25 protein-coding genes are annotated in these 25,364 nt (G+C 42.8%); 5 read left to right on the top strand and 20 right to left on the bottom strand.

Translation table 11 applies throughout. The features are described 5' to 3' along the window. Positions 1 to 8 precede the first annotated feature (8 nt). Positions 9 to 1,421 (bottom strand): aspartate ammonia-lyase, encoded by a 1,413-nt coding sequence (locus DXB39_RS11285; protein WP_117841867.1) that lies wholly within the window; start codon positions 1,419 to 1,421, stop codon positions 9 to 11. A 729-nt stretch (positions 1,422 to 2,150) separates the two neighbouring features. On the opposite strand from DXB39_RS11285, the gene DXB39_RS11280 reads away from it, so the two are divergent. Beyond that, the gene (locus DXB39_RS11280; RefSeq protein WP_022242847.1) at positions 2,151 to 2,597 is read left to right on the top strand and encodes an Lrp/AsnC family transcriptional regulator; all 447 of its coding nucleotides are present in this window, start codon (positions 2,151 to 2,153) and stop codon (positions 2,595 to 2,597) included. Here the strand turns inward: DXB39_RS11280 and DXB39_RS11275 are convergent. The 11 genes from DXB39_RS11275 to DXB39_RS11225 all read right to left on the bottom strand — a co-directional run bounded on the left by DXB39_RS11275 (position 2,560) and on the right by DXB39_RS11225 (position 12,444). Then, positions 2,560 to 5,025 carry a cation-translocating P-type ATPase gene (locus DXB39_RS11275; RefSeq protein ID WP_243006024.1) on the bottom strand — a complete coding sequence of 822 codons (2,466 nt, stop codon included), beginning with the start codon at positions 5,023 to 5,025 and terminating at the stop codon, positions 2,560 to 2,562. The genes DXB39_RS11280 and DXB39_RS11275 overlap by 38 nt on opposite strands. 371 nt (positions 5,026 to 5,396) lie before the next feature. Beyond that, positions 5,397 to 5,804 (bottom strand): ATP synthase F1 subunit epsilon, encoded by a 408-nt coding sequence (gene atpC, locus DXB39_RS11270; RefSeq protein ID WP_022242845.1) that lies wholly within the window; start codon positions 5,802 to 5,804, stop codon positions 5,397 to 5,399. 11 nt (positions 5,805 to 5,815) lie between these two features. Continuing rightward, positions 5,816 to 7,207: a F0F1 ATP synthase subunit beta gene (gene atpD, locus DXB39_RS11265; protein ID WP_117841866.1), complete on the bottom strand. Its 1,392-nt coding sequence runs from the start codon at positions 7,205 to 7,207 to the stop codon at positions 5,816 to 5,818. Between the two features lie 41 nt (positions 7,208 to 7,248). Further along, on the bottom strand, positions 7,249 to 8,103 hold the full coding sequence (gene atpG / locus DXB39_RS11260; protein ID WP_117841865.1) for an ATP synthase F1 subunit gamma: 855 nt from the start codon (positions 8,101 to 8,103) through the stop codon (positions 7,249 to 7,251). A 32-nt stretch (positions 8,104 to 8,135) separates the two neighbouring features. Beyond that, entirely contained in the window at positions 8,136 to 9,641 is a 1,506-nt protein-coding gene (gene atpA, locus DXB39_RS11255; protein ID WP_022242842.1) for a F0F1 ATP synthase subunit alpha, read from the bottom strand. Next, a complete protein-coding gene (atpH, locus tag DXB39_RS11250) occupies positions 9,638 to 10,204 on the bottom strand; it encodes an ATP synthase F1 subunit delta (protein WP_117841864.1) in 567 nt (188 codons plus the stop codon). The genes atpA and atpH overlap by 4 nt, the downstream gene beginning before the upstream one ends. Further along, a complete protein-coding gene (atpF, locus tag DXB39_RS11245; RefSeq protein WP_117698877.1) occupies positions 10,192 to 10,707 on the bottom strand; it encodes a F0F1 ATP synthase subunit B in 516 nt (171 codons plus the stop codon). The genes atpH and atpF overlap by 13 nt, the downstream gene beginning before the upstream one ends. Positions 10,708 to 10,755: 48 nt before the next feature. Next, complete coding sequence (gene atpE / locus DXB39_RS11240; protein WP_007890533.1) at positions 10,756 to 11,010, bottom strand: ATP synthase F0 subunit C; 255 nt, start codon at positions 11,008 to 11,010, stop codon at positions 10,756 to 10,758. 25 nt (positions 11,011 to 11,035) lie between these two features. Continuing rightward, on the bottom strand, positions 11,036 to 11,722 hold the full coding sequence (atpB, locus tag DXB39_RS11235; protein ID WP_117698891.1) for a F0F1 ATP synthase subunit A: 687 nt from the start codon (positions 11,720 to 11,722) through the stop codon (positions 11,036 to 11,038). A gap of 79 nt (positions 11,723 to 11,801) precedes the next feature. Further along, positions 11,802 to 12,209 carry an ATP synthase subunit I gene (locus DXB39_RS11230; protein WP_117841863.1) on the bottom strand — a complete coding sequence of 136 codons (408 nt, stop codon included), beginning with the start codon at positions 12,207 to 12,209 and terminating at the stop codon, positions 11,802 to 11,804. Further along, positions 12,190 to 12,444 (bottom strand): AtpZ/AtpI family protein, encoded by a 255-nt coding sequence (locus DXB39_RS11225; protein WP_022242837.1) that lies wholly within the window; start codon positions 12,442 to 12,444, stop codon positions 12,190 to 12,192. Before DXB39_RS11225 ends, DXB39_RS11230 begins: the two co-directional genes overlap by 20 nt. A gap of 223 nt (positions 12,445 to 12,667) precedes the next feature. On the opposite strand from DXB39_RS11225, the gene DXB39_RS11220 reads away from it, so the two are divergent. Further along, positions 12,668 to 12,892 (top strand): hypothetical protein, encoded by a 225-nt coding sequence (locus DXB39_RS11220; RefSeq protein ID WP_117841862.1) that lies wholly within the window; start codon positions 12,668 to 12,670, stop codon positions 12,890 to 12,892. 354 nt (positions 12,893 to 13,246) lie between these two features. On the opposite strand, the gene DXB39_RS11215 is transcribed toward DXB39_RS11220, so the two are convergent. From DXB39_RS11215 to DXB39_RS11200, 4 genes are all read right to left on the bottom strand, one after another. Then, complete coding sequence (locus DXB39_RS11215) at positions 13,247 to 13,732, bottom strand: deoxycytidylate deaminase (RefSeq protein ID WP_022242836.1); 486 nt, start codon at positions 13,730 to 13,732, stop codon at positions 13,247 to 13,249. Positions 13,733 to 14,323: 591 nt separating this feature from the next. Next, entirely contained in the window at positions 14,324 to 14,953 is a 630-nt protein-coding gene (gene upp, locus DXB39_RS11210; protein ID WP_117698874.1) for a uracil phosphoribosyltransferase, read from the bottom strand. A 1-nt stretch (position 14,954) separates the two neighbouring features. Continuing rightward, positions 14,955 to 15,413, bottom strand: a complete 459-nt coding sequence (locus tag DXB39_RS11205) for an arsenate reductase/protein-tyrosine-phosphatase family protein (RefSeq protein WP_117841861.1) — start codon at positions 15,411 to 15,413, stop codon at positions 14,955 to 14,957. A gap of 11 nt (positions 15,414 to 15,424) precedes the next feature. Continuing rightward, positions 15,425 to 16,474: an L-threonylcarbamoyladenylate synthase gene (locus DXB39_RS11200; RefSeq protein ID WP_117841860.1), complete on the bottom strand. Its 1,050-nt coding sequence runs from the start codon at positions 16,472 to 16,474 to the stop codon at positions 15,425 to 15,427. 172 nt (positions 16,475 to 16,646) lie between these two features. On the opposite strand from DXB39_RS11200, the gene DXB39_RS11195 reads away from it, so the two are divergent. Next, positions 16,647 to 17,687 (top strand): aldose epimerase family protein, encoded by a 1,041-nt coding sequence (locus DXB39_RS11195; RefSeq protein WP_117841859.1) that lies wholly within the window; start codon positions 16,647 to 16,649, stop codon positions 17,685 to 17,687. A gap of 86 nt (positions 17,688 to 17,773) precedes the next feature. Here the strand turns inward: DXB39_RS11195 and DXB39_RS11190 are convergent, their stop codons facing one another. The 4 genes from DXB39_RS11190 to DXB39_RS11175 form a co-directional block, all read right to left on the bottom strand. Next, positions 17,774 to 18,532 carry an N-acetylmuramoyl-L-alanine amidase gene (locus tag DXB39_RS11190; protein ID WP_117841858.1) on the bottom strand — a complete coding sequence of 253 codons (759 nt, stop codon included), beginning with the start codon at positions 18,530 to 18,532 and terminating at the stop codon, positions 17,774 to 17,776. Positions 18,533 to 18,758: 226 nt separating this feature from the next. Beyond that, positions 18,759 to 20,576, bottom strand: a complete 1,818-nt coding sequence (locus DXB39_RS11185; protein WP_199535136.1) for a glycosyl hydrolase family 18 protein — start codon at positions 20,574 to 20,576, stop codon at positions 18,759 to 18,761. Positions 20,577 to 20,935: 359 nt separating this feature from the next. Beyond that, positions 20,936 to 21,496 (bottom strand): hypothetical protein, encoded by a 561-nt coding sequence (locus tag DXB39_RS11180; protein ID WP_117698869.1) that lies wholly within the window; start codon positions 21,494 to 21,496, stop codon positions 20,936 to 20,938. A 6-nt stretch (positions 21,497 to 21,502) separates the two neighbouring features. After that, positions 21,503 to 22,786 carry a serine/threonine protein kinase gene (locus DXB39_RS11175; RefSeq protein WP_158561554.1) on the bottom strand — a complete coding sequence of 428 codons (1,284 nt, stop codon included), beginning with the start codon at positions 22,784 to 22,786 and terminating at the stop codon, positions 21,503 to 21,505. Between the two features lie 227 nt (positions 22,787 to 23,013). On the opposite strand from DXB39_RS11175, the gene DXB39_RS11170 reads away from it, so the two are divergent. Both DXB39_RS11170 and DXB39_RS11165 read left to right on the top strand, forming a co-directional pair. Next, a complete protein-coding gene (locus tag DXB39_RS11170; protein WP_117841856.1) occupies positions 23,014 to 23,796 on the top strand; it encodes an adaptor protein MecA in 783 nt (260 codons plus the stop codon). Positions 23,797 to 23,881: 85 nt separating this feature from the next. Next, positions 23,882 to 25,302, top strand: a protein-coding gene (locus tag DXB39_RS11165; protein WP_243006023.1) for an IS3 family transposase whose coding sequence is annotated in 2 segments (ribosomal slippage) — positions 23,882 to 24,368 and positions 24,368 to 25,302 — 1,422 coding nt in all. Because the reading frame shifts where the segments join, the coding sequence is not laid out codon by codon here. The last annotated feature ends 62 nt before the right edge of the window (positions 25,303 to 25,364 follow it).

Here is a 25,364-nt window from a genome sequence, read left to right as displayed (position 1 = left end):
TATATTGGCTACATTGCTTTTCTCTGTTCAAAATGTACTTCTGTCATCATTTCCGGATTCAGCACATGCTCTAAATCTGCTTCGCTCATCAGTTTCCGTTCCAGAACGATTTCTCTTATACTCTTGTTCTCCCGGAGTGCTGTCTTTGCGATATCGGCAGATTCCTTATATCCAAGATACGGGCAAAGTGCTGTGGAAATCCCAACACTCTTGTCTACCAGACTGCGGCAGTGTGCCTCATTGGCTGTGATTCCATGTATACAATTTTTTGTCAGTGTCTCAACCGCTTCTTTTAAAGTGTCAATGGAATCAAAAAGGCTGTAAAATACCACCGGCTCAAAAGCATTCAGTTCCATCTGTCCTGCCTCTGCCGCCATGGTAATTGCTGTGTCATTTCCAATGACATGGAACGCTACCTGGCTTACCACTTCCGGAATAACCGGATTTACTTTGCCCGGCATAATAGAAGAACCATTCTGTCTTGCCGGAAGGTTAATTTCACCAAACCCGGTTCTTGGTCCGGAGGATAACAGTCTTAAATCGTTACACATTTTTGAAAGGTCTACGGCACATGCTTTCAGTGCACCGGATACCATCACGAATCCATCCAGATTCTCTGTAGCATCAAATAAATCCTCTGCCTGCTTCAGTGGATAACCGGTTATCTTTGCCAGTGTCGGCACCACGTTAGATAAATATGCCGGAGAAACATTGATGGCAGTTCCAATTGCGGTCCCCCCCAGATTTACAGTAAACATTTCACATCTTACTTCTTTCAGCCGCTCATAATCACGTTTTACCATGGTTGCATAGGCATGAAAGGTCTGTCCGAGGCGCATCGGCACTGCATCCTGAAGCTGCGTTCTTCCCATTTTTAAGATTCCATCAAATTCTGCTGCTTTAATCCGAAGCTCCCTCTCCAGTTCATCCAGTTCTGCCAGCAACGGTTTTAACAGTTCCAGCACCGTAAGTTTTCCGGCTGTTGGAATCACATCATTGGTGGACTGGGACATATTCACATGGTCATTCGGGTGAATCCGGCTATAATCACCTTTTCTTCCTCCCATCCATTCATTGGCACGGTTTGCCAGCATCTCGTTCATGTTCATATTGGCACTGGTTCCGGCGCCACCCTGAATAGCATCTACAATAAATTCATCGGCAAAACATCCACGAATCACTTCATCACAGGCTCTTATAATTGCTTCTGCCTTATCTGCCGGAAGAGCCAGCGCATTCCGATTACTCTGTGCCGCTGCCTTCTTTACTTTTGCAAGGTTGCGGATAAATGCAGGATGCAGACGCTGTCCTGTAATCGGAAAATTCTGTTTTGCCCGCAAAGCCTGTACGCCATAATAAGCCTCCTTTGGCACTTCCATTGTTCCAATTGAATCGGATTCCATACGCATTTCTTCTGTCATGATGTTTCCCTCTCTCTTTCCTATTTTTTTAACCCTACTTAGTAACGCAAATAGCGTCAAGACAGTCTTATCCTGTCCTGACGCCATTGTCACAAGGGTTTGTTTTCAATTTTTATTTTTTGTTTTTTGGTTCTGTCCAAGACTAGCACTCTTTGACCAGAAGGTAAATAGTTTTAAGTCAAAACATGCTTTATATTTGTTTTTAGTGTAGTTTTGATTAATTATTTTAATATTGTTTGTTGTTTTTTTTATTTTCTTAAGTGTCTGTCTTTTCAACAAAATAGAGGTATGATATAATACTTGAAAATAAGCCAACATACTTGTATGTGTAAAATCCAGACAGTGTATACAGCAAAATATTCTCCTGCCTCTGCGCAGATATGTATTCCACGGCAAGGGGCACTAAGGCATTTTGATAGGAATAGAAAAATAACCGGCAACCGGCACAAATTCACATCCATGTTCATCTGTGCCTCGCTGGTGCGTCCATGCACCAGCGTTGCCTATGTTTCTACAAAATGCCAAGTGCCTCTAACCGTGTCATAAATATATCTGCCTGCAGAGGCAGGAGGATATTTTCTGCAGCTGCCTGCCATTTGATATTCACCGGCTACAAAATTTTATATATTACTTTACCTGCTATTTCATTTGTCATTTTTCAGCATTATATTTGCAGATAAATTCATTTTTTACATCAACTGTATTTTTCAGGAAACGAAAGGAGCCTCTATGGAAAAAGAATTAGACAACATTGACAAAAGCATCATCCGGATCTTACAGGAAAATGCCCGCACTCCGGTCAAGGATATTGCAAAGGAAGTCTTTTTATCTTCCCCGGCGGTTTCTGCCCGGATTGAGCGATTGGAAAAACGAGGGATTTTAACCGGCTATCATGCCACTGTAAATCCCATGCTCTTTGGCTATCACATTAAGGCTTTCATTAATCTTGAGGTGGAACCGGCACAAAAAAAGGAATTCTACCCTTTCATCGATAGAATTCCCAATGTGATTGAATGTAATTGTGTCACCGGTGATTATGCCATGCTGGTGGAAGTCATGTTTCAGACTACCATCCAGCTTGACCACTTCATCAACGAACTGCAGCATTTCGGACGAACCAAAACACTAATTGTATTCTCTACTTCTGTGGAGCACCGCGATGTGCCCGTGAACTGATGAATTTTGCAATTCCTTCCACCCCGATTGTCAGGTAACGGAACAGTGACTCTGCAGCAAAAGCAAATACAATCATCAGAAGAATACTAATCTTAGACATCTGGCTCATGGCAAATAACTGGTTTAAGCAGATGCCGCAGAAAAGCAGCCCGGCGATATTAAAAATTAAAATTCCATATTTAAACTTATTCATCGGATGGCTGATTTTAATCAGAATCATAAATCCTACAACACATAAAAGCATGGTGGATGCAGTTGCCACATCGGAGGCAGGTATAGAAAATACTTCTCCACAGACTACCAGCGAACCAACGATTAATACATCGGTCAGTCCTGCCGGAAATGCTTTTAATAATACTTTCCGTAAAAACCGTCCTTCAATACGGTTGCGGTTTGGCTCCAATGCCAGTAAGAATCCCGGTGCCCCAATGGTAAACATACTGATGAGGGAAATCTGTGCCGGCTCTAACGGATAAGTAATTGTCGATACCACTGCAAAGATTGCCATTAACAGTGAGAATATATTTTTTACCAGAAACAGGCTGGCAGAACGCTGCACATTGTTTACTACCTGCCGTCCTTCTGATACCACATCCGGCATATGGGCAAAATCGGAATCTAAAAGAACTACCTGTGCCGCCTGCGCTGCTGCTTCACTTCCGGACGCCATTGCCACGCTGCAATCCGCATCCTTCATTGCCAGAATATCATTAACTCCATCGCCGGTCATTGCTACGGTATGTCCCGCATCCTGCAATGCATGTACCAGCTTCTGCTTCTGTTTCGGAGTTACCCGTCCAAATACGGTATAGCGGTCTGCCGCATCATAAATTTTCTCATCGGTATCCAGTGTGCCTGCATCCACATATTTCTCCGCATGCTCGATTCCGGCACATCGTGCCACTTCGGATACGGTCTCCGGGTTATCACCGGAAATTACTTTCACTGCTACACCCTGAGTCTTAAAATAACCAAAGGTCTTCTTCGCATTTTCACGAATTGGATTGGAAAGAATCACATAACCCAGCGGCTCCGGTTTTTCGGTCAGGGTTCCCTTGATATCACTGCCCGGATATTTTGCCAGCAAAAGCACACGATAACCTTTTTTCGTATATTCCCTAATTTCATCTGCAATTTCTTCAAAGGCATTTCCCATGACAAATTCCGGCGCACCCAGAAGATATTTTCCGTCCTCAAATACAACGCCACTGTATTTTGTTGCAGAAGTAAACGGCATAACCTCCAGTGCTTTCCGCCGGGCAGCCATAAAGGTCTGTACTTCCACTGTTTTATCCTTATTGCTGTCGGTATCGTTATCGGTATCACTATCTCTATCCTTATCTTTGCCCTTCCGCTCCAGATAATCACGAATTGCTTCCATAGTAGCATTATTATCCGGCACTGCTGACGCATAATCCCGAAGCAGAGACTGAAGAAACGTATTTTCCGCATCCTTCGCCGGAACAATTTTTGCCACTTCCATACCGGCTTCCGTTATGGTTCCGGTTTTATCGACACAGAGCACATCAACTCTTGCCAGTGCTTCGATACTCTTCATGTCATGGAGCAGTACATGCCGCTTTGCCAGACGCATGGTTCCAAGTGCCAGGGCAATGGTCGTCAGAAGATATAATCCCTCCGGTATCATTCCGATAATTGCTGCCACCATGGAAACGATGCTCTTCTGGAAAGTCTCTCCATTTACGATATAGCCCTGCCAGAATAAAATGATTCCAATCGGAATAATCACAATACCAATCCATTTTACCAACTGGTTAATAGAGCGAATCATCTCGGACTGTTCTTCATTTCCCATCGCTTTTGCTTCTGCAGTCAGCCTGGAAATATAAGAATGCTTTCCTACCTTCTCCAGTCTCGCATAACATTCTCCTGATACCACAAAGCTTCCGGACATCAGCCTGCTTCCCGGTGTTTTCTCAATTTCATCGGCTTCTCCGGTCAGCAATGATTCATTTACCTGAATCGTACCTTCCAGAACAACGGCGTCTGCACAAATCTGGGTTCCTGCAGTCAGTAAAATGACATCATCCTTCACCAGCTGCTCCGATAAAATTTTCTTCTGCTCTCCATCCCGGATAACAATGGCATGGGGTGCATTCAGAAGACTCATCTTATCTAAGACTTTCTTCGCCCGCAATTCCTGAATAATTCCAATCAGCGTATTTCCGATGATGATTGGCAGGAAAGTCAGGTTCCGGAAAGAACCGACCACACAAAGCAGAATCGTAATGACTAAGAAAATAAAGTTAAAGTATGTAAATACATTGGACTTTACGATTTCCTTTGCACTCTTCTCCGTGCTGATGTCTGTTTTATTTACAAATCCTTCTATAAAGCGTTCTTCTACTTCTTCCTTTGATAATCCCCGCAGGATACGTTTTTCTTCCGGCATTCTGTTTTCACTCATAAACTGTTTCTTCATCCTTTTCATTCTGTTTGAAATTCATTATATAGCTTTCCCCTATGGTATGGTATAAATATTTTCTTAAATTATTATAAACTATGTAGAAACCTTTCTTAAAACATATCCCCCTTTTTCACTCTACCGGAAAGCAATTTCCTGTAAAGGAAACAAAGAATGTGCCTCGGCACATTCTCGCGCCTGCGGCGGTCGCTTGCGACATCTACCTTATACGCCGCAGTGTGCATCCTCGCGGAGCGTTTTTTACTTTACAGGAAAGTAATTTCCTGTAAAGTAAAAAATACCCTCTCTGCCGGTTTCTACGGTAAAGAGGGTATCTTCCTTACATCATTTTTTATCTTTTGTATACACCGTTTTTAGTGTTTCACTTCAATTCGCACCAACGCCTTACGCAATGCAAATTCCGCACGAAGCATATCTGTATCTGCAGCCTTAGCTGCAATACGGGCTTCGGCACGCTCTTTTGCTGCCTCGGCACGCTTCTCATCGATTTCATCCGGCCACTCGGCAATCTCTGCCAGCAGTGTTACCTTATCGCCCAAAATCTCTGCAAAGCCTGCATGAACCGCAGCTTCTTTTACATCTTCGCCATTGGTAATGGTCACAACACCGGGAGCAAGCACCGTTGTCAGCGGAATATGGTCCGGATAGACACCGATTTCTCCTTCTGTTGTATTGAATTCTATCATGGTTGCTTCCCCGGTATAAAAGATTCGCTCCGGGGTAATGATTTCTACCTCAAATGCTTTCTTCTCGTCTGCCATGGCTTCACCCCTTACTTCATACGGGCACGTACTTCGTCAATACTTCCGGCATTCAGGAAATAGCTCTCCGGTACATCATCATGCTTTCCTTCTAAGATTTCACGGAAGCCGCGGATGGTCTCGGCTACCGGTACATATTTTCCATCAAGACCGGTAAACTGGGTTGCTACGAAGAATGGCTGTGACAAGAAACGCTGTACTTTTCTTGCACGGCTTACTACCAGCTTGTCCTCTTCTGACAGCTCATCCATACCAAGAATTGCAATAATATCCTGTAATTCTTTATATTTCTGAAGAATCTCCTGTACTCCACGGGCTACTTCAAAATGCTCCTGCCCTACAATACGAGGGTCAAGGATTCTGGATGTAGAACCAAGTGGGTCTACTGCCGGATAAATACCAAGCTCTACGATAGAACGATCCAGTACAGTAGTGGCATCCAGATGGGCAAATGTAGTTGCCGGAGCCGGATCAGTAAGGTCATCCGCCGGTACATAGACTGCCTGAACGGATGTAATGGAACCATTCTTGGTAGAAGTGATACGCTCCTGCAATGCACCCATCTCAGTCTGTAAGGTCGGCTGGTATCCTACTGCGGAAGGCATACGTCCTAACAGTGCAGACACCTCAGAACCTGCCTGTGTGAAACGGAAAATGTTATCAATGAATAACAGTACATCCTTTCCACCTTTATCACGGAAATACTCCGCCATGGTAAGTCCGGTAAGACCTACACGCATACGTGCTCCAGGCGGCTCGTTCATCTGACCGAATACCATGGTGGTCTTATCAATAACTCCGGATTCCTTCATTTCATAATAAAGGTCATTTCCCTCACGGGTACGCTCACCTACACCGGTAAATACGGAATATCCACCATGCTCGGTTGCGATATTATGAATCAATTCCTGAATCAATACGGTTTTTCCTACTCCTGCGCCACCAAAAAGTCCGATTTTTCCACCCTTCTGGTACGGGCAGAGAAGATCAACAACCTTGATTCCTGTCTCTAACATTTCTGTAGAAGTTGCCTGTTCATCAAAGCTTGGGGCTTTCCGGTGAATCGGCATATATTCCACATCCTGTGGTGGAGCCTCATTATCAATTGGCTCGCCTAATACGTTAAACATTCTGCCTAAGGTATGCTCACCTACCGGTACGGAAATCGGTGCACCGGTTGCCTCTGCATCCATGCCACGGATTAATCCATCGGTTGGTCCCATGGCAATACAACGTACGACATCATCTCCTAAATGCTGTGATACCTCTACTACCAGAACTTCACCATCTTTTCTGGTAATACGGATTGCTTCGTTGATTGCCGGAAGCTTTCCTTCGGTAAATTTAATATCCAATACAGCACCTATTATCTGAGTGATTTTTCCAATATTTGTTTCTGCCATCTTTTTCTATCACTCCTTATTCTCTATTCTTATGGATATGATTAAGAAATTGCCGATGCTCCGGCTATAATCTCTGTCAGCTCCTGTGTAATGGAACCCTGACGGGCACGATTGTACTTCAGTGACAGGTCACTGATCATATCCTCTGCATTGCTGGTTGCAGAATCCATTGCCTGCATTCTTGCACCATTTTCACTGGCTACTGCTTCTACCAGTGCTCCATAAAGAAGGCTCGTTACATACTTTGGTATGATTAAATTAAGCGCCTCCTCCTGGTTTGGTTCATAATTCATCAGCACATTATCTTCTTCCTGCTCCGGCATATCTTCGATATCCACCGGAAGAAGCTTGATTAATTTCGGCTCATGTACCACCGTATTCTTAAAATGTGTGTAAGCAAGGTAAATTTCGCCAACTTCACCTTTTTCATAGGCTGCCAGCACTTCCCTTGCCAATGCGGACGCCTCATCATAAGCCGGTGTCTCTATCAGCTCCGGAAGTTCCTTTACAATGGAATATCCCTTATGTTCTAAGGACTCTCTTCCCTTATTACCAACTGCATAAATAGAAAGCTTGTCCTTTGGAAGGTCACTCTCTGTAATCAGCTTTACGACATTCGCATTATAGCCTCCTGCCAGTCCACGGTTCGAGGTAATTACAATCACTGCCTTCTGCTCGGAATCTTTACCGGTAAGGTAAGGATGATTGATGGAACCGCTCTTTGCCAGCATGGAAGTTACGGTCTGATACATATAATTAAAATACGGATTTGCCTGTTCTGCATGTCCCTTCGCTTTCTGCAGTTTTACGGTAGAAACAAGCTTCATGGCCTTTGTAATCTGCTGTGTGCTGGAAATACTGCTTTTGCGCCGCTTTATATCACGCATGGACGCCATAGTCTCTCACCGCCTTTTACCATATTACATGCCTATTTGAAATCTTTCTTACATGCTTCAATTGCTGTAATTAATTTCTGCTCTGTTTCTTCGTCTAACTGTTTTGTTTCACGAATGGATTCGAAAATCTCCGGATACTTGGTATCAATCAGTTCTAACAATGCTTTTTCAAATGCCAGAATCTCATCCACCGGAATATCCAGTAAATATTTCTTGGTTGCAGCATAAATAATTGCTACCTGTTTTTCCACCGGCATCGGCTGATACTGTGGCTGTTTCAACATTTCACGGATTCTTTCGCCCTGTGCTAATTTCTCTTTGGTATCAGCATCCAGCTCAGAACCAAACTGTGCAAATGCTGCCAGCTCACGATACTGTGCCAGCTCTACTCGGATTGGTGCTGCAATTTTCTTGATTGCCTTAATCTGCGCAGCTCCACCAACCCGGGATACGGAAAGTCCTGCATTGATTGCCGGACGGAAACCAGCGTTAAACATATCTGTTTCCAGATAAATCTGACCGTCTGTAATGGAAATTACGTTGGTCGGAATGTATGCGGATACGTCTCCTGCCTGTGTCTCGATAATCGGCAGTGCAGTCAGGGAACCTCCACCCAAAGCATCGGAAAGTCTTGCTGCACGCTCTAATAATCTGGAATGCAGATAGAATACATCTCCCGGATAAGCCTCACGTCCTGGTGGTCTCTTAAGCAGCAAGGAAAGGGTACGGTATGCAGCAGCATGTTTACTCAAATCGTCATAAACGATTAATACATCCTCTCCGTTCTCCATCCACTCTTCACCAATTGCACATCCTGCATACGGTGCAATATACTGTAATGGTGCCAGCTCACTTGCTGTTGATACAACAACTGTGGTATAGCTTAATGCACCGAATTCTTCTAATGTTTTTACCAGGGATGCTACGGTAGATGCTTTCTGACCGATGGCAACGTAAATACATTTTACGCCCTGTCCCTTCTGGTTAATGATGGTATCAATTGCAATTGCCGTCTTACCGGTCTGCTTATCTCCGATGATAAGCTCACGCTGTCCACGTCCAATCGGCACCATGGAATCGATTGCCTTAATACCGGTCTGTAATGGTGTATCTACAGATTTTCTGGAAATAACACCGGATGCCACACGTTCAATCTGGCGGTATTTCTCCGTCTCAATCGGTCCTTTTCCATCAATCGGCTGACCCAGCGCATTTACTACTCGTCCCAGTAATGCATCTCCGACCGGAACCTCTACTACACGTCCGGTGGTCTTTACGGTATCACCTTCGTTGATGGAACGCTTATCTCCTAACAGAACCGCACCTACATTATCTTCCTCTAAGTTCAGCACCATTCCATATACTTCGCCCGGGAATTCCAAAAGTTCTCCCTGCATTGCATTTTCAAGGCCGTGAATTCGTGCAATTCCATCTGCCACCTGAATGACAGTTCCTACGTCTGCCACTTCCAGCTGGGATGCATACCGCTCGATCTGCTCTTTGATAACGGAACTGATTTCTTCTGGTTTCAATTTCATGAAGCGGTTTCACCTACTTTCAACTGTATTTTGGATAATTCACTGGTTAGCTTCTGCAGCCTGGTTTTGATACTGCTGTCCACTACCCTGTCTTTTATGCGGATGACCATGCCTCCTATGAGTGATGCATCCACCTCATAATTCATTTCAATTTCTACATAATGTGTGGTTTCTAATAGTTTCTTTACGATTTCATCTTTCTGCTGCATTGACAGCTCCACCGCAGAAATAACATATGCCGTTCCGATATTTTTATATTCTTTTACGGAATCCACAAAGCATGTAAACACACTTTCCATGTCCTTAAAGTGGTCTTTTTCTATCAGCTGGCACATCAATCCCACGATTTCGTCCGCGGTCTTTCCCTTGAATATGTTTTCAATGATCTGAATCTTCTCTTCTTTTACAATCTGCGGATGATTCATCAATTTTGCCAGTTCCTCATTCTCATGGAGAATCTCAAGAAGTGCTTTCGCATCTTCTAACCAGGCATCTTCACATCCCTTTTCCACGGCGAGTTCAAACAATGCATCTGCGTATGTTTTGGAAACTAATTTTGCCATGTTGTATCACCCATCTCTTTCAAGGTTTCTTCCACGAGGGCATCCTGTATTGTTGTATCAATGGATGCGGCTACCACTTTGCCTGCCATCATAGATGCAATTTCTATCATTTCCTGTTTCATCTCATCCATCACGCGTTTTTTCTCCAGTTCTGCCTCTTCATTGGCACGCCGGATAATCCGCGCAGCCTCTTCCTTTGCCTCGCCAATGATGCGGTTCTCATTGCGCAGGGCTTTGGTTCTGGCTTCACTTAAGATAACCTCCGCCTCTTTATCGACGTTCTTAAGCTTCTCTTCATACTGCTGTCTTAATTCTGCTGCTTCTGCCTGGTCGCTTGCCGCAGATTCCAGTTCCGTCTTTATCTTCTCCTGACGTCCCTTTAACATCTTACGAACCGGCTCGAAAAGGTTATAAGACATTACGGTAAACAATACGAAAACGGATATCGCCATAAGGATGGTATCATGCAATAACTGAAAATCAAGATTAAATAATCTGGTCATTTTCTTCCTGCTGTGCCTCCTTTCTTTTCGTAATCATTCCTTCGCACTTTATACCAGTGGTTTTACGAAAAGCAGAAGCATTGCAATCAACAGACCATAAAGACCGGTAGTCTCTGCTACTGCCTGTCCAAGAAGCATGGTTGACATAATATCTCCTTTTGCTCCCGGGTTACGGCCTACAGCTGCTGCTGCGTGTCCTGCTGCAATACCCTGTCCAATACCAGGTCCGATACCTGCGATAACTGCAAGTCCTGCACCAATTGCTGAGCATGCTAAAATTAAATCCTGTCCTGTAATGTTCATAATTATAAATCCTCCTTATACTGTTCTATTCTGTTTCCATCTGCTGGTTCACATATGTCATAGTCAACATACAGAATACATACGTCTGAATTGCTCCTGAGAACAAATCAAAGTACACATGAAGCGCTGCCGGCCAGACAATTGCAATCTTGGACAACAGTCCATAGACCAATGCCATCATTACGGTTCCTGATAATACGTTTGCAAACAAACGAAGTGACAGGGAAATCGGCACGGCAATCTCGCTGATGATATTGATTGGCAGCCACAGTGGCAGCCATGGTGGTAACGGCGAACACATATCTTCCCAGATTTTCTTTGGTTTCTGGTACTTTATCTGACAGATATGGATAAGCGAAAAGGTGATAAGTCCCAACGCCAGTGTCGTTCCATAATCTGCGGTAGGCGGTCTTAGCCCGAATAATCCAGATATATTACTCATGAGAATAAAGATAAAAATGGTGCTGATGTAATTCACCAGCTTCGGTGCATTTTTCCCCATGACACCGTCAACCACGCCATCTAATTTTTCCACCATAAGTTCTACTACATTCTGGAATCCGCCCGGTACCTCCGTTGCCGCTTTCATCTTGTGTTTTACAATAAACGAAAAGGCAATCAGTATCAGCATGATTATCAGAATACATACATGAGAAGTCGTAATCCATACCTCATGTCCGAAAATCTTATAGGAAAACAGTCCATGAATCATAAAATCTATATCCTGGGCACCCGCTGCTAAAATTCCGTTATCCACGCTTTCACCTCCTTATATTATATTTTTCTTCACCCTAAGAAGATTCATCACCTCTCCCTAAAAGTTTTAAAATTACTTTATGTGTAAAGGGTTGAACGTAAGCTCCAACCTTCAATCCCATTACTCCCACAAATGCTACAATCACATTGCCTATTTCAAAGTATGCCGTAACAAAAAAGACTGCTACAACTACGAGATACCGCAGCACATACTGCAATGCGATCCGTCTTGTCCTTCCGGATTCTGCCATATCCATACTGTCCCGCAGAACCACTGCCATATGGACTGCCATTCCGATTGCGGTTGCTGCTCCAATCAGAAGGCCGATGGAATATCCCAATTTGTCCTTTACAAACCAGATACCGGTAAATTCCACCACAATTTCGTATATAAGGATTCCCAGAATCAATTCCGGTAATGCATCATTTATCCTTTTTAACATCTGATTTAACCTTTCCCGTGTCTTTTTTCTGCCAAAGCCTCTGTGCCATCCGGTAGCAATTCTGGAATCCCGCTGCCGCCCCAAGGAAAAACAGCAGAATCACCAGCCACGGATGCCCGTATCTTCGGTAAATAAAAACCCCGAGTCCAACACATAAAAAAATAGGAACTATCATGTTGATACCGAACTGCATGATTAAAATCAATGAATCATACACTTTATTTCTGTTCTTCATGAATAGCTCCTTTCCTTACATTTTCGTGAAACACTCTGCAAATACTAAGCTTTTATTTTAGAAACTTTTTTGATATAGAAAGGACTTTTCTTCTGCCCTGAAATACCGCAGTTCTAAGATATATGTTTTGCTTTCTGATATTAAAACAGTCTTTCCAATGTTTGACAGTCTGCACCGGTTGTCCGCCTGCATACAGATACATAAACAAGCCTGTTAGGAGGTCTTGGCATTCTGTTATGCAACCGGCAATGCAGGCACATGGATGTGCCTGCAAGGCGCAGTTGAATATGGATATGAATTTGCGCCGGTTGCCGGAATCACAAACTTATTTGTCAGAATGCCTAGACCTCCTTACGGGTTTGTGGAAGTATCTGTAGCAGACGGACAACCGGGCAGCCGGTCAAAGCAGCGAAAAGACAGTTCACAATCAAGCAAAACACATATCTAAGAACTGCTGGCATTTCAATGCATATCAGACAAATGCCCTTTCTAATCAAAAAGTTTCAAAACAAATCGCTTTCCATTTGCACTCGCTTATGCTCATTATATTGTGAGCAGATACAGCTCACAATCAACATTCGCCGTTCGTCAAACGTGTCAGCACGATGACTCGCTTACGCTCATTATATCATTTTTGAGGAAATTGTCTATAAATATTTTATGAAAAATGTCTATAAATCAGCTTTATGATTTTACAATTTTACATAATTTTAACAAATATTACCAGTGGGTTTTTCCTGCACCTTCGTCATTTGTTCAATTGGTTGTAAACCTCTGCCATTGTTCGTTATTTCTCCAGTCGTTACAAGGTAATATTTATTTCCCGGTTGGTGTGGGTGTACTGATAATAGCGCACGCCTGCCGCATCTAACATCCGTTTGGAAGCAATAACTGCCGGTGTATTCTGATACTTGTCACTGTCATATACGATAGTCTTGATTCCAGCCTGAATGATTGCCTTGGCGCACTCATTACAAGGGAACAGGGACACATACATTTTCGCTCCCTCCAATGAACCACCCCGGTAATTTAAGATGGCATTCAGTTCGCTGTGTGTCGTATAAAAGTATTTATTCTCAAGCGGTGCACCTTCTCTTACCCATGGAAATTCATCATCGGAGCAGCCCTTCGGCAGTCCGTTGTATCCCATGGAAAGAATCTTGTTATCCTCGCTGACAATGCAGGCTCCCACCTGTGTATTCGGATCCTTGGAGCGCATTCCGGATAACATTGCCACGCCCATAAAATATTCATCCCAACTAATATAGTCTTCCCGTTTCTGGCTCATTTTATTTCCTCCTTGCTGCGGTTTTTTACATTTTCTTTTATTTCACTTTTCATTATTTCTGCTTCGCATTTTATTATCATTACGCTGCTATTTTTCTGTTGCTATTTTACCATATTTTTTTATGGTTTTATACGGTTTCTGTGAGATTTTCATGGAAATGACACAGTTCTTAAATTCAAAGAAGCGATGGACTCGTTTTTCGATAAGCAGATAAACAGTAAGCTTGTCAGGAAGCCTGATGAGTTTCTTAACGGTGCATTTGGCTCAATAGAATATTTGATTGCCACTTGATGGGCGAAGCCCGCTTCCTTCACTTGGGATACATGATAAAGGCTGTTAGGGGCACTTGGAATTTCGTCTGTTTCTAGGCAACACCGGCACAGGGATGTGCCGGTGAGGTGCAGATGAACATGGATGTGAATTTGCACCGGTTGCCGGAATAGACTGTATCTTTTTCGAAATTCTTAGTGTCCCTTGCAGGCTTTATGCCGTATTCAAAGTGAAGGATGTGGACTGCGCCAGACAGTAATGTAAAAAAGGTTCTCAAGCCTCTCAACTTAAGAACCCTTCACATTTCATATATCTTCGAACTTATTTTGTTCCGAATATTCTGTCTCCTGCATCACCAAGTCCTGGTACGATATAGCAGTGCTCATTCAATTTCTCATCTAATGCTCCGATATAAATATCTACGTCCGGATGTGCTTCCTGCATTGCCTTTACACCTTCCGGTGCTGCAATGATGCACATAAACCGGATATTCTTTACACCTCTGTCTTTTAACATCTGGATAGCTGCTATAGAAGAACCACCGGTTGCCAGCATCGGATCTACAACAAATACTTCACGCTCATCGCAATCCTCCGGAAGCTTGCAGTAATATTCTACCGGTTTTAATGTCTGTGGGTCACGGTAAAGTCCGATGTGTCCGACTTTTGCTGCAGGAATCATTGCAAGCATTCCGTCTACCATTCCAAGACCTGCACGCAAGATTGGTATCACTGCCAGTTTCTTTCCTTTTAACTCCTTTACAGTTGTCCTGCAGATTGGAGTCTCGATTTCGATATCGGTAAGTTTCAAATCCCTGGTTGCCTCGTAGCACATTAACATAGCGATTTCGCTGATTAATGTACGGAACTCCTTAGAACCCGTTTCTTTTCTTCTTATCCAGCCGATTTTATGCTGAATCAGTGGATGATCCATTACAAATACTTTTGACATATCATTCTCCTTCGTTTAATAATTTCACTAATTTTTTTATACTCTTATTCATGGTCTCAAAGCAAAGCCCGTATGACTGAAGTGTGCCGCCGTAAGGATCTAAGATTTCCAGTTCATCCCCTACTAACTCCGTCAGTACCTGGACATTTTCTTCCTTCGCCTCCGGAAACATTTCCAATAATTTCTGTCTCTGCTGTGCTTCCATTGTAAGCACCAATGTATCTTCGCCAAAATCCCCTGCTGTAATCTGGCTTGACATAAAACCTTCCATGTTAATGCCATTGCTTATCATAACAGCTTCTGCCTTCTGATTCAGTGGTTCCGGGAATAATACCACAAGGCCTCTCACTAACACTTCTACCGGATGATTCAGGGAATATTCCCGAAAAATACCGGCCGCCATGGGTGCCCTGCATGTTCCGCTTTCCGCCACGAATACAATGCGATCGTATGGCTTCATAAAAACCTCCTCTAAACTGTAATCACCTGATGTCCTGCAGCCTTCAGCAGACGATTCATAATTGCCTGCCCAATACGCGGAGTTGCAAAACTCTCGGAGTAAATAATATCTACTTCTTTCTCATCAAAGTCCCGCAACAGTTTATACAAATGCTTTGCAATTGCATCCTCATCACTGCGTGCACCAATACTTACCACTTCGCCTTCCGGATAACGGTCTATCGTTTCGTCTGTTCCGATGATTCCTACCTTCTTTCCCAGCAGAACCGCTTCCTTTGCCAAAGCATTAATCTTTGCTACTACCTTCTCTTCTTCTCCATCTACCAGAATCAAATCTGCTTTCGGTGCATAATGCTTATATTTCATTCCCGGTGCTTTCGGCTTCTGCAGCGAATCCGAAGCAATAATTCCAGGATCCATTTTCACTTCCCCGATTACCTTTTCTAACATTTTCGGTGTAATATAGCCCGGTCTTAAAATCATTGGTATGTCTTCTGTCAGATCAACAATCGTGGATTCAATTCCAATTCCCACAGGACCCCCATCCAGTATCATCGGAATTCTGCCATCCATATCAAATGCTACATGCTCTGCCAGAGTCGGACTCGGTTTACCGGATGTATTGGCACTCGGTGCCGCAATATATCCACCGCTTCTCCTGATCAGTTCCAGTGCAACCGGGTGATTTGGCATGCGGACTGCCACCGTATCCATCCCCCCTGTAGTTTCATATGGAACCTTATCATTCTTGCGCACAATCATGGTCAGCGGGCCCGGCCAGAATGCATCTGCAAGTTTCTTTGCTTCTTCCGGCATCTCCTGTGCGATTTTCTCCATGTCTGAAAATTCTGCCACATGGACAATCAAAGGATTATCAGATGGTCTTCCCTTTGCCGCATAAATTTTCTTCGATGCCTCTGCACTCAGTGCATCTGCGCCCAGTCCATATACCGTCTCAGTTGGAAATGCCACCAGCCCTCCATCCCGGATAATTGCGGCTGCACGTTCCAGTGCTTCTGTATCCATATTATTCTGATCTATTTTTATCACTTCTGTTTTCATAACGCCTATTATATCACGTTCCCTTTATGTGTTCAAGAACTGGAATTGTTTTCAAAATCCATTTCCATCGAAAATCGAAAACACCCGAAAACCGCACTTCCTACTTGCTATGTAGCCCTAAGTGTGGCATAATCAGTATGTTCACTAGAATATTATGGAAAGGAGTTTCCAGATGAAAATTACAAAAAGCGAATTTGGCATGACCAAAGATAATAAGCCGATTTCCCTTTATACTATTGAAAATGCATCCGGTGCTTCCGTTACACTTTCGGATTATGGATGTCGTATTATTAAGATTATGGTTCCGAATAAAGAGGGAAAACTGACCGATGTAATTTTAGGCTTAATGAATGCCGATGAGTATCTTGCTGATGATGCCAGCCTGGGAGCTGTTGTCGGTCGATGCGCCAACCGTATCGCCAAAGGGCACTTTACCTTAAATGATAAAGAATACAATCTTGCCATTAATAATGGGCCAAACCACCTGCATGGTGGTCCTACGGGATTTGGTCAGCGTGTATGGACCGGAAAAATTACAGATGATAAAGTTACTTTTACCCGCATTTCTCCGGATGGAGAAGAAGGTTATCCGGGTAACCTTACAGTTTCCGTTACCTACGGATGGTCTGAAGACAATGAATTATCTATTGTTTACGATGCAGCCTGTGATCAGGATACTGTATTTTCTGTTACCAGCCATGGTTATTTCAATCTGAATGGGGAAGGAAACGGTACCGTATTAGATCAGGAATTACGCATTGATGCAGATGCGATTACAGAACTGGATGACACACAGTGTCCTACCGGTGCATTTCTCTCTGTGGAGGGAAGCCCATTTGATTTCCGTGAGATGAAGAAAATCGGTGACGGCATTCACTGTGACAATGCCCAGTTAAAATTAGGTGGTACTTACGACCATAACTTTGTAATCAACGGGGATGGCTTAAGAGAGGCGGCTGTTTTACAGTCTATGGAAAGCGGCATACGGATGACCTGCTTTACCGACCAGCCAGGTGTACAGCTCTATGTCCCTTGTTATACCCTTCATCAGAAAGGAATTGATGGCAAAGATTATCCGCCATATTCCGCAGTATGTTTAGAGACACAGCATTATCCAAATGCGATCAATATCGAACATTTCCCTCCTGTTGTTTTAAAAGCAGGCGAGAATTTCCGTTCCAAGACACTCTATCATTTTTCTGTGATGGGCTAAACCCGAAAAAAATATAAGAAAGCAAAAGATTCCAGACCATTATGGCTGGAATCTTTTTTGTAATCTTTCTTTATTTCTGATGCATTTCAATGCTGTTTCACTTTCTGTTTTTCTGTATCTGCAGTCTCATTACTCATGCCGGCTTCTTCTGTATCTGCTGTTTCATTGCCCAGACAGTCTAGAATTCCATCTGCAATAGCTTCTGCCACTGCCTCCTGATATTCCCCGGTAGATAATTTCGCGGCCTCCTCGGAATTACTTAAGAAGCCGCATTCTACGATTACCGTAGGATATGCCGTTTTTTTCAGGAGATAATAACTCTCATTGGCTTTTGCTTCCCGCTTATTTTCCGTATCCAGATGCGACCGCAGGCTTTCCTGCATAATCCCGGCAATTTTTCTGCCCTCCTCGGACTGTCCAAAATAGAAGCACTGGGCTCCGCTTATGGACTCTTCCGTATAACTGTTCTGATGGACACTTATGGTAAATAACGGCTTCGCCTCATCAATCAGCCGGCAGCGGTTACGCATATCTGCCACCTTTTTGCTGCCGCTCTCCCCTTTATCAAGACTTTCGTCTGTCTCCCGGGTCAGAATCACTGTTATATTTTCTTTTTCCAGACGGGCTTTTACCTTCTTTGCAATGGCAAGGTTAATGTCCTTTTCCAGTTCGCCGTGAATCCCGATTTTGCCCGGGTCATCACCGCCATGGCCTGCGTCCACAACGATACATGGCTTTTCTTCTGCTGCCCGCATGCTGCTTACCAGCACTGCTCCTTCTTTTGATAACAGGCATACTGCCACCAGTAGAAGAACCGCCATATATAATTCCATTCTTTTTTTCAAACCACACTTCCTAATTCTTTTCTTTATAATAAATATGAAAGTGCCGGCTCAATTATCCTGTTTTATCTGTTAATCCACTTTAAACTTCGCAATTTCTTCGGTAATCTCTACTACAATCCGTTTCAGTTCCTGTCCGGCTTCCACTACTTTGTCGCCATCCCTGGAGAATTCTTCGGAAATATCCATAACAACTTTTTCATGGGCCTCTCCGTTGCGGTTTTACACTTTAGTTATTTGTATATTTTATAATGGTATCCCAGATGCTGTCTGTCTCAAAGCCAAGCTTCCAGAAAGATATTCCCGCAAGTTTATTTGACTTCATGACTTCTAACTTCTTCTCAAGGGAAGCTGCGTCTTCTATCCAGACTTTATAGGTAACCCCATCATTTACATATTCTGCGTAATTCTGCCCATCTTCTTCTGACCAGGTCGGCGTTGCTCCATTTAATTCCAGACGTTTCTGTACCGTATCCATACCAACAGCTTCGCTGGTCAAATCATATGGTACATAATCCTCTGCTGCTGCAGCTGTTGTATCTTCTTCATCATCTGCTTTTGGTGTCTCTGCCCATATTCTTGTATAGAACGGACATCCCAGAATGATCTGGTCTGCAGGTACTTCCTTTAAGGTATCGGCTACTCCGTTGGTTACAAATCCAATGGATGCAACAGATCCTTCATCTGAACCAGCATAATGCTCATCATATCCCATAATCACTACATAATCCGCAAAATTTGCCTGTTCTTCCCGGTCATAAAATGCGGTATAAGCACTCGGCACATAGTTGTCCACGGATAATACCACGCCGTTGTTTGCACATTTTAAGGAAAGTTCACGGATAAACTGGATATAGCTGTCTCCCACTGCTTCACTGTTTAAGGATTCAAAATCCAGGTTAATTCCATCTAAATCGTACTGGATTGCTGCTGAAATAATCTGATTGACCAGATACTGTCTGGTAGAGGTATGGGTCAGAACAGCAGCTGTGTCCACTTCTTTATTTTCAAGATTGCTTACCAGTCCCCAGACCTCAATATTATTCTGATGGCAGTAGTTTACATAATCCAGCGATGCAAGGTTTGCAATGTTACCATTATTATCATTTAAGTAGAACCAGGTCGGTGCGATTACATTGATTCCTTTGGTATTCTGCAATACCGTTGCAATGGTGCTGTTGGCATCCTTTGTTGTTACCTGATGCCATGCCATTTCTATGGTAAAGTCCTTGGAAATATGGGTAAATTCCGGCTCTGTAAAATCATTGTTCAAGGTTTCAGTGGTTACTTTTCCTACGAACTTATTCTTAAGGTATCCGATAACACCATCTTCTGTCATGGCTTTGGTCCAGCTGTCACCTGCATCCAAAATTGTCAGGGTCTCACCTTTTTCTAAGTCTTTCACGATTGGACTCTTGATACCGCCCTTTAAACGAAGCTGTGTTGCCTTCTTCGCCGGTGCTGTATCCACATCCCCCCACACGGTATTGATTACGGTACGATTCGGGTCTTCATATACTTCGTGGGTAATATTGGTATACTGCTCTACGAAATCAAGTGCAAGATACATGGTATTGCTGTCATTCCGGACAATTGTATAATCTGCACTCTGGTTTTCCTTGCCTACCTGATAAGTATTACTGCCTGCTGCCACGGTAACGAGATTATCCGGCAGTGTATAAAGCAATACATTTTCATTGGCATCCCAGTAAAAACGGTCATTGAAGCGGTCATGTACCGTTTCATAATCCACATATACTTCGCCGTCAATATATTTGCCTGGTATCTCTAACACTTCATGATCCACCACCAGCGAAATATCCTCATCCGCCTGTAAATGATAATATTCTGTCATATCCTGATGCTCTTTACTCGGAATATATTTCTGAATAATTTTCGTTCCTACGGCAATCAGCAGCACCAGTAATATCAATACGATTACCACAATAACCGGTGCTAATTTCGTGTTTTTTCTGTTCCGTCTGCGGTTCCTGTTTCTATTTCTATTTCCATTTGTCGGTCTGTTCGTTCGCTGCGTTCTCTCCAAGCCTGCGTCCTCCTGTACTTTACTGTTCTATTTTCTTATGGTTTTCCATTTTTGTTTTCTTTGCCATAAGCATACGTCATTGGTGGGAAAATTTCAAGTAAAAACCACCTGGAAACACGCTTTGCGAGTTTCCCGCGTAAAAAGAGGCACAGACTATCATTTTTGTCTGTGCCTCTTACCTTTCTTTTTCTTTACATTGTGCTGCATTCTGCAGCGGTGTGAGTAAGCATTCAGGGTAACCTTCTCACATCAAAAGCATATATTTCTATTTATTCATCTTTTTTTGTTTTTGGTTTCTGTTAAATTTACATGCCTGCTTTCTACTTTCCTTTTCCAAAAGGATAAGCATTCGTGATATGTTAAACTAAAGTTTTTAAAAACAGGCGCTCTGCTTCTTTTAAATGAAGCGGGTCCTCCATAAAAGGAAGGGTATGGATTGGTATCCGGTATTGTTTCTGAAAATCTTTTTTATCTTTTTTCATCCCAAACTGTGCCAGAAACGTCACATTGTCCAAACACTTTTCCTCTTCCCATATGACGGACATAAAATACTCTAATTCCTTTCGTTTCCATGGACTTAAGGAAACCAGAATCAGCTTCCGGTCACAGCGCAAGAATTCCCGACGAATCCTGTAAAACTCACTTCCGCCGTCTATGATGTAATATTCATAGCCCTGTCGGATATATTCCGGCATATTATCACTTCCCGCATTTGCAAAATAGTGTTTTCTGTCCGGCCGCCCCCATTTACCCTGCTGCTGTTTCTGCAGTTCTTCCAATTCGTGATTTCCACTTAATTCCACCAATGCCGTGTGACTTTTCAGGCAGTCCGCACAGTAATGGGTCAGCGCAGTGCACAGATGCGTCACACCCACGCCCTGCTGCACACCAAATATTCCGATACTTTTTCTTTCTTCCATGGTTTGTTATCTTCTCCCTTCCTTCGAAAGCATTTGTGTGAAGAATGCTTCCTTTTCTCTGCCACCATCAAATGGCATTGTGTCCCTCGGATAACAGTACACTTCTCTTCCGATGAAAGCTGCAAATTCTCTCGCCTCCATGGGGCTGCTATGATTACAGATAATTTTAAGATTTGGTACACAACGTAACGTTTGCCAGGCTTTCATGGAAGCCTCCCGCTTCCACAAAGACAGATTCACTACGAGTACTGTAATCTCAGCCTCTTCCATGCAGGCTTCTTCCACTGCAGCTCCATAATCGAAAATGAGTGTATCTTCCCCGCTGCCGATAGACTCACTTCCCCGGAAATTCCGGCAGATGACGATATCTTCTTCGCACTCTGCCTCACGGCTCCGCCCAATTTGTTCCACCACATTACTTATCTTTTCCCTCTTTTCGGACTGAATTTCCCGATACAGGGCATTTGCGCCCCCCGCATTAAAAAATGAAGTCAGTGCAATGGCTATATGGGTGGTTCCGACTCCGGATTCTGCCCCCACAACAGATATGCTTTTTAAGAGATGCTCTTTCCGATTCCCCTTCTGCTTTAACGCACGGGTCAGTGCCTGTTGTAATTCCCCGGCGCTTTTGTAACGCTTGTTTGGATTTTTTCTTGTGGCTTTTTGTGCGATATGCCGGAATGCCGGGCTGCTTTTGTGAGAATGCTTCTTAATATAAAGTAAAAAAACAGCCCCGATTGCATAAATATCGCTTGCCGTATGCAGTTCATATTCCCCGTACTGCTCCGGTGCCGCAAAACCTTTTGTTCCATAGTTCTGATAATTTTTTCCACGACTGGTAATATATGATGCAATTCCAAAATCGATTAATTTTACCTGATTCCCACATACTATAATGTGTGACGGTTTTAAATCCTGATGTAATACCGGAAATGGTTTCTGGCTGTGCAGGAATGAAACAATTCCGCAAAGCTGTATGCCAATCTGTATCATATACTCCTGGGAAACTGACGTATTCCAAAGCAACTTCTCTAACGATTCCCCTTCAACATATTCCTCAATGATATAATAAAAGGCTTCATCTTCCTCTATATCATATACAATTGGAATTCCGGGATGTCGTAACTTAGCGAGAATGTTTGCTTCAGAAAGAATTGAAGACGGCATAGAACGTGTCTTTGAAATACACTTTATTGCACGATATGTCTCCAACTTCAGATGTCTGGCAAGATACACCTTTCCTGCTGCGCCGCTTCCTAACTCCGACAACAGCTCGTATCTGTCAAACAAAATTTGTGTTTCTATATGTTCCGCCCCTTCCTTCTTTCAAAGGAACCGGAACGCATCTCTTGGAATAGTTTATAGCACAAAGCAATTATGCTTTGCAATAGAAAATCTGTTTTTTTAGACTTTTTAGAAAACTTTAATATTTTTTACCGGTTTACAAGTATTTTTGATTCCATTATAATATAGGCGTAAACTTCATACAATTTTCTATAGATAAGGAAGTGATTTTTATGAAAATTGAAAAAGTGAATGACAACCAGATTCGCTGCACACTTACCAGAGCAGACTTAGATGACCGCCATCTGAAGCTGAGTGAGTTAGCATATGGCACGGAGAAAGCAAAGTCCCTGTTTCGTGACATGATGCAGCAGGCGAATTATGAATTTGGATTTGAAGCCGAGGATATGCCTCTTATGATAGAAGCCGTTCCCCTGACACAAGATACAGTATTGCTTATTATTACCAAGGTAGAATACCCGGAAGAGTTAGACACCCGGTTTTCCAAATTTTCAGAGCCGGATGAAAATGAATATCCGGATTTTGCAGATGCAAAGAGCACTCCTGCTGCCGGAGCCGATGACATTTTAGGCTTCTTCAAACAGCTTCAGGAAAAGCAGAAGAGCGAACTTGCCAAGTCAGTGAAGGCTGCTGCCCCGGCAGAACCTCCTGTAGAAAAGGCTTCTGCTCCTGTACCTAAGCCAGTTGTAGAACCGGTAGTAGACATTACCCGGCTGTTTGTATTTGACAGCTTAGAAAAAATCAGCAATCTTGCCCGTATTTTAAATGGCTTTTATAACGACCGGAATTTCCTTTACAAGAATCCGAATAAGAGTGCCTTTTATCTGGTACTGCACAAGGGACACCATTCTCCGGAAGATTTCAATAAGGTCTGCAACATCTTATCGGAATACGCTTCCACTGAGAAATACAGCCGTGCTTCGCAGGCTTACTTCGATGAGCATTTCCTGCCTCTGATTAAAGAGCAGGCACTGCAGGTACTGGCGGAAATTTAAAAACGATAAAAAGGAATTGCTTTGAGTTTGTACCGACCCCTAAAAGTTAGACCCAAAAATCTAACGATTGGAGGTCGGTATTTTTATGTCTAAATATAGTTATGAATTTAAAAAGAAAGTTGTAAATGCTTATCTGAATGGAGAAGGCGGTTATAAATATCTCGCCGAGCAATACGGCGTTCCTTCTCATAGTAAAGTTAAGTTATGGGTGGATAATTATAAGTCTTTTGGAGATGATGGGTTAAAACGTTCACGTCAACAAGTAAAATATTCTTTCGAAAAGAAACTTTTTGTTGTAGAGTTATATTTATCAAGTGAAATCTCATATCAAGATTTAGCTCTGCAAGAAGGAATTACTAACCCGTCTATGATAGTTGATTGGGTTAATCGCTTTCGAGCAGCTGGACCTGATGCGTTGAGGCCACGTAAGAAAGGTCGAAAGAAAATATTGGATAAACCAGATAACAATACACAAAACAAACCACTTGTAGAATCTCCTGTTGATACAAGTGTAGAACATGTAAAGGAACTAGAGGATGAACTTCTTAAGTTAAGGATAGAGAATGCCTTTTTAAAAGAACTGAGGAGACTGCGTTTAGAGGACGAAGCAAAAATGAGAGAACGGCGCGAATCATCAGCAGCCTCCGAAGACAGTTCAAACTAAAATATCTTCTCTCATATACAGGAATGCCTAAAGCAACATATATGTATTGGCAAAAAAGATTTGATAGAGAAAATCCTGATAAGGAAATCGAAGAAAAAATCCTTGAAATTAGAAAACTTCACAAGGATTACGGATATCGTCGTATGCTAGGAGAACTTCGCAATCAGGGATATGTTATCAATAAAAAGAAAGTTCAGCGAATCATGCAAAAACTCGGATTACAGGTAACCTCATTTACACGCAGGAGTAGGAAATATAGTTCATACAAAGGAAAAGTTGGAACTGTTGCGCCTAATAGAATTCGCAGACGCTTTAACACACATATACCTCATCAGAAGATCACCACAGATACAACAGAGTTTAAATACTATGAAGTTGATGTTAAAGGACATATGACTATGCACAAACTTTATCTGGATACATTTATGGATATGTGTAATGGAGAGATACTAAGCTTTGGTATTGATAAACGCCCGTCTACCAAGAATGTAATGGATGCTCTAGAAAAAGCAATAGAAGTAACATCTGATTGTCCCTATCGAAGAACCTTCCATTCGGATCAAGGATGGGCATATCAAATGAAAGCATACTCATATCGCCTTAAAGGAGAACGAATATTTCAGAGTATGTCTAGAAAGGGAAATTGTCACGATAATTCAGTGATGGAAAATTTCTTCGGACTATTAAAACAAGAAATCTATTATGGTGTAGTTTATTATAGCTATGAAGAATTGAAATCGGAAATAGAACGATATATAAAGTATTATAACGAACAACGAATAAAAGAAAAACTAGGATGGATGAGTCCTGTGCAATACAGGCTTAGCCTCTTGGCTGCATAAAAACAGCGTAGCAGCCAATAAAACTGCTACGCTTAAAAGTCTAACTTTTTGGGGTCACATCA

It is taken from the genome of Roseburia sp. OM03-7AC (genome assembly GCF_003462625.1).
Taxonomy (GTDB): Bacteria; Bacillota; Clostridia; order Lachnospirales; family Lachnospiraceae; genus Roseburia_C; species Roseburia_C amylophila.
Note: the sequence above shows the minus strand (reverse complement) of the source record. Positions and strands in the feature narration are given on the sequence as shown.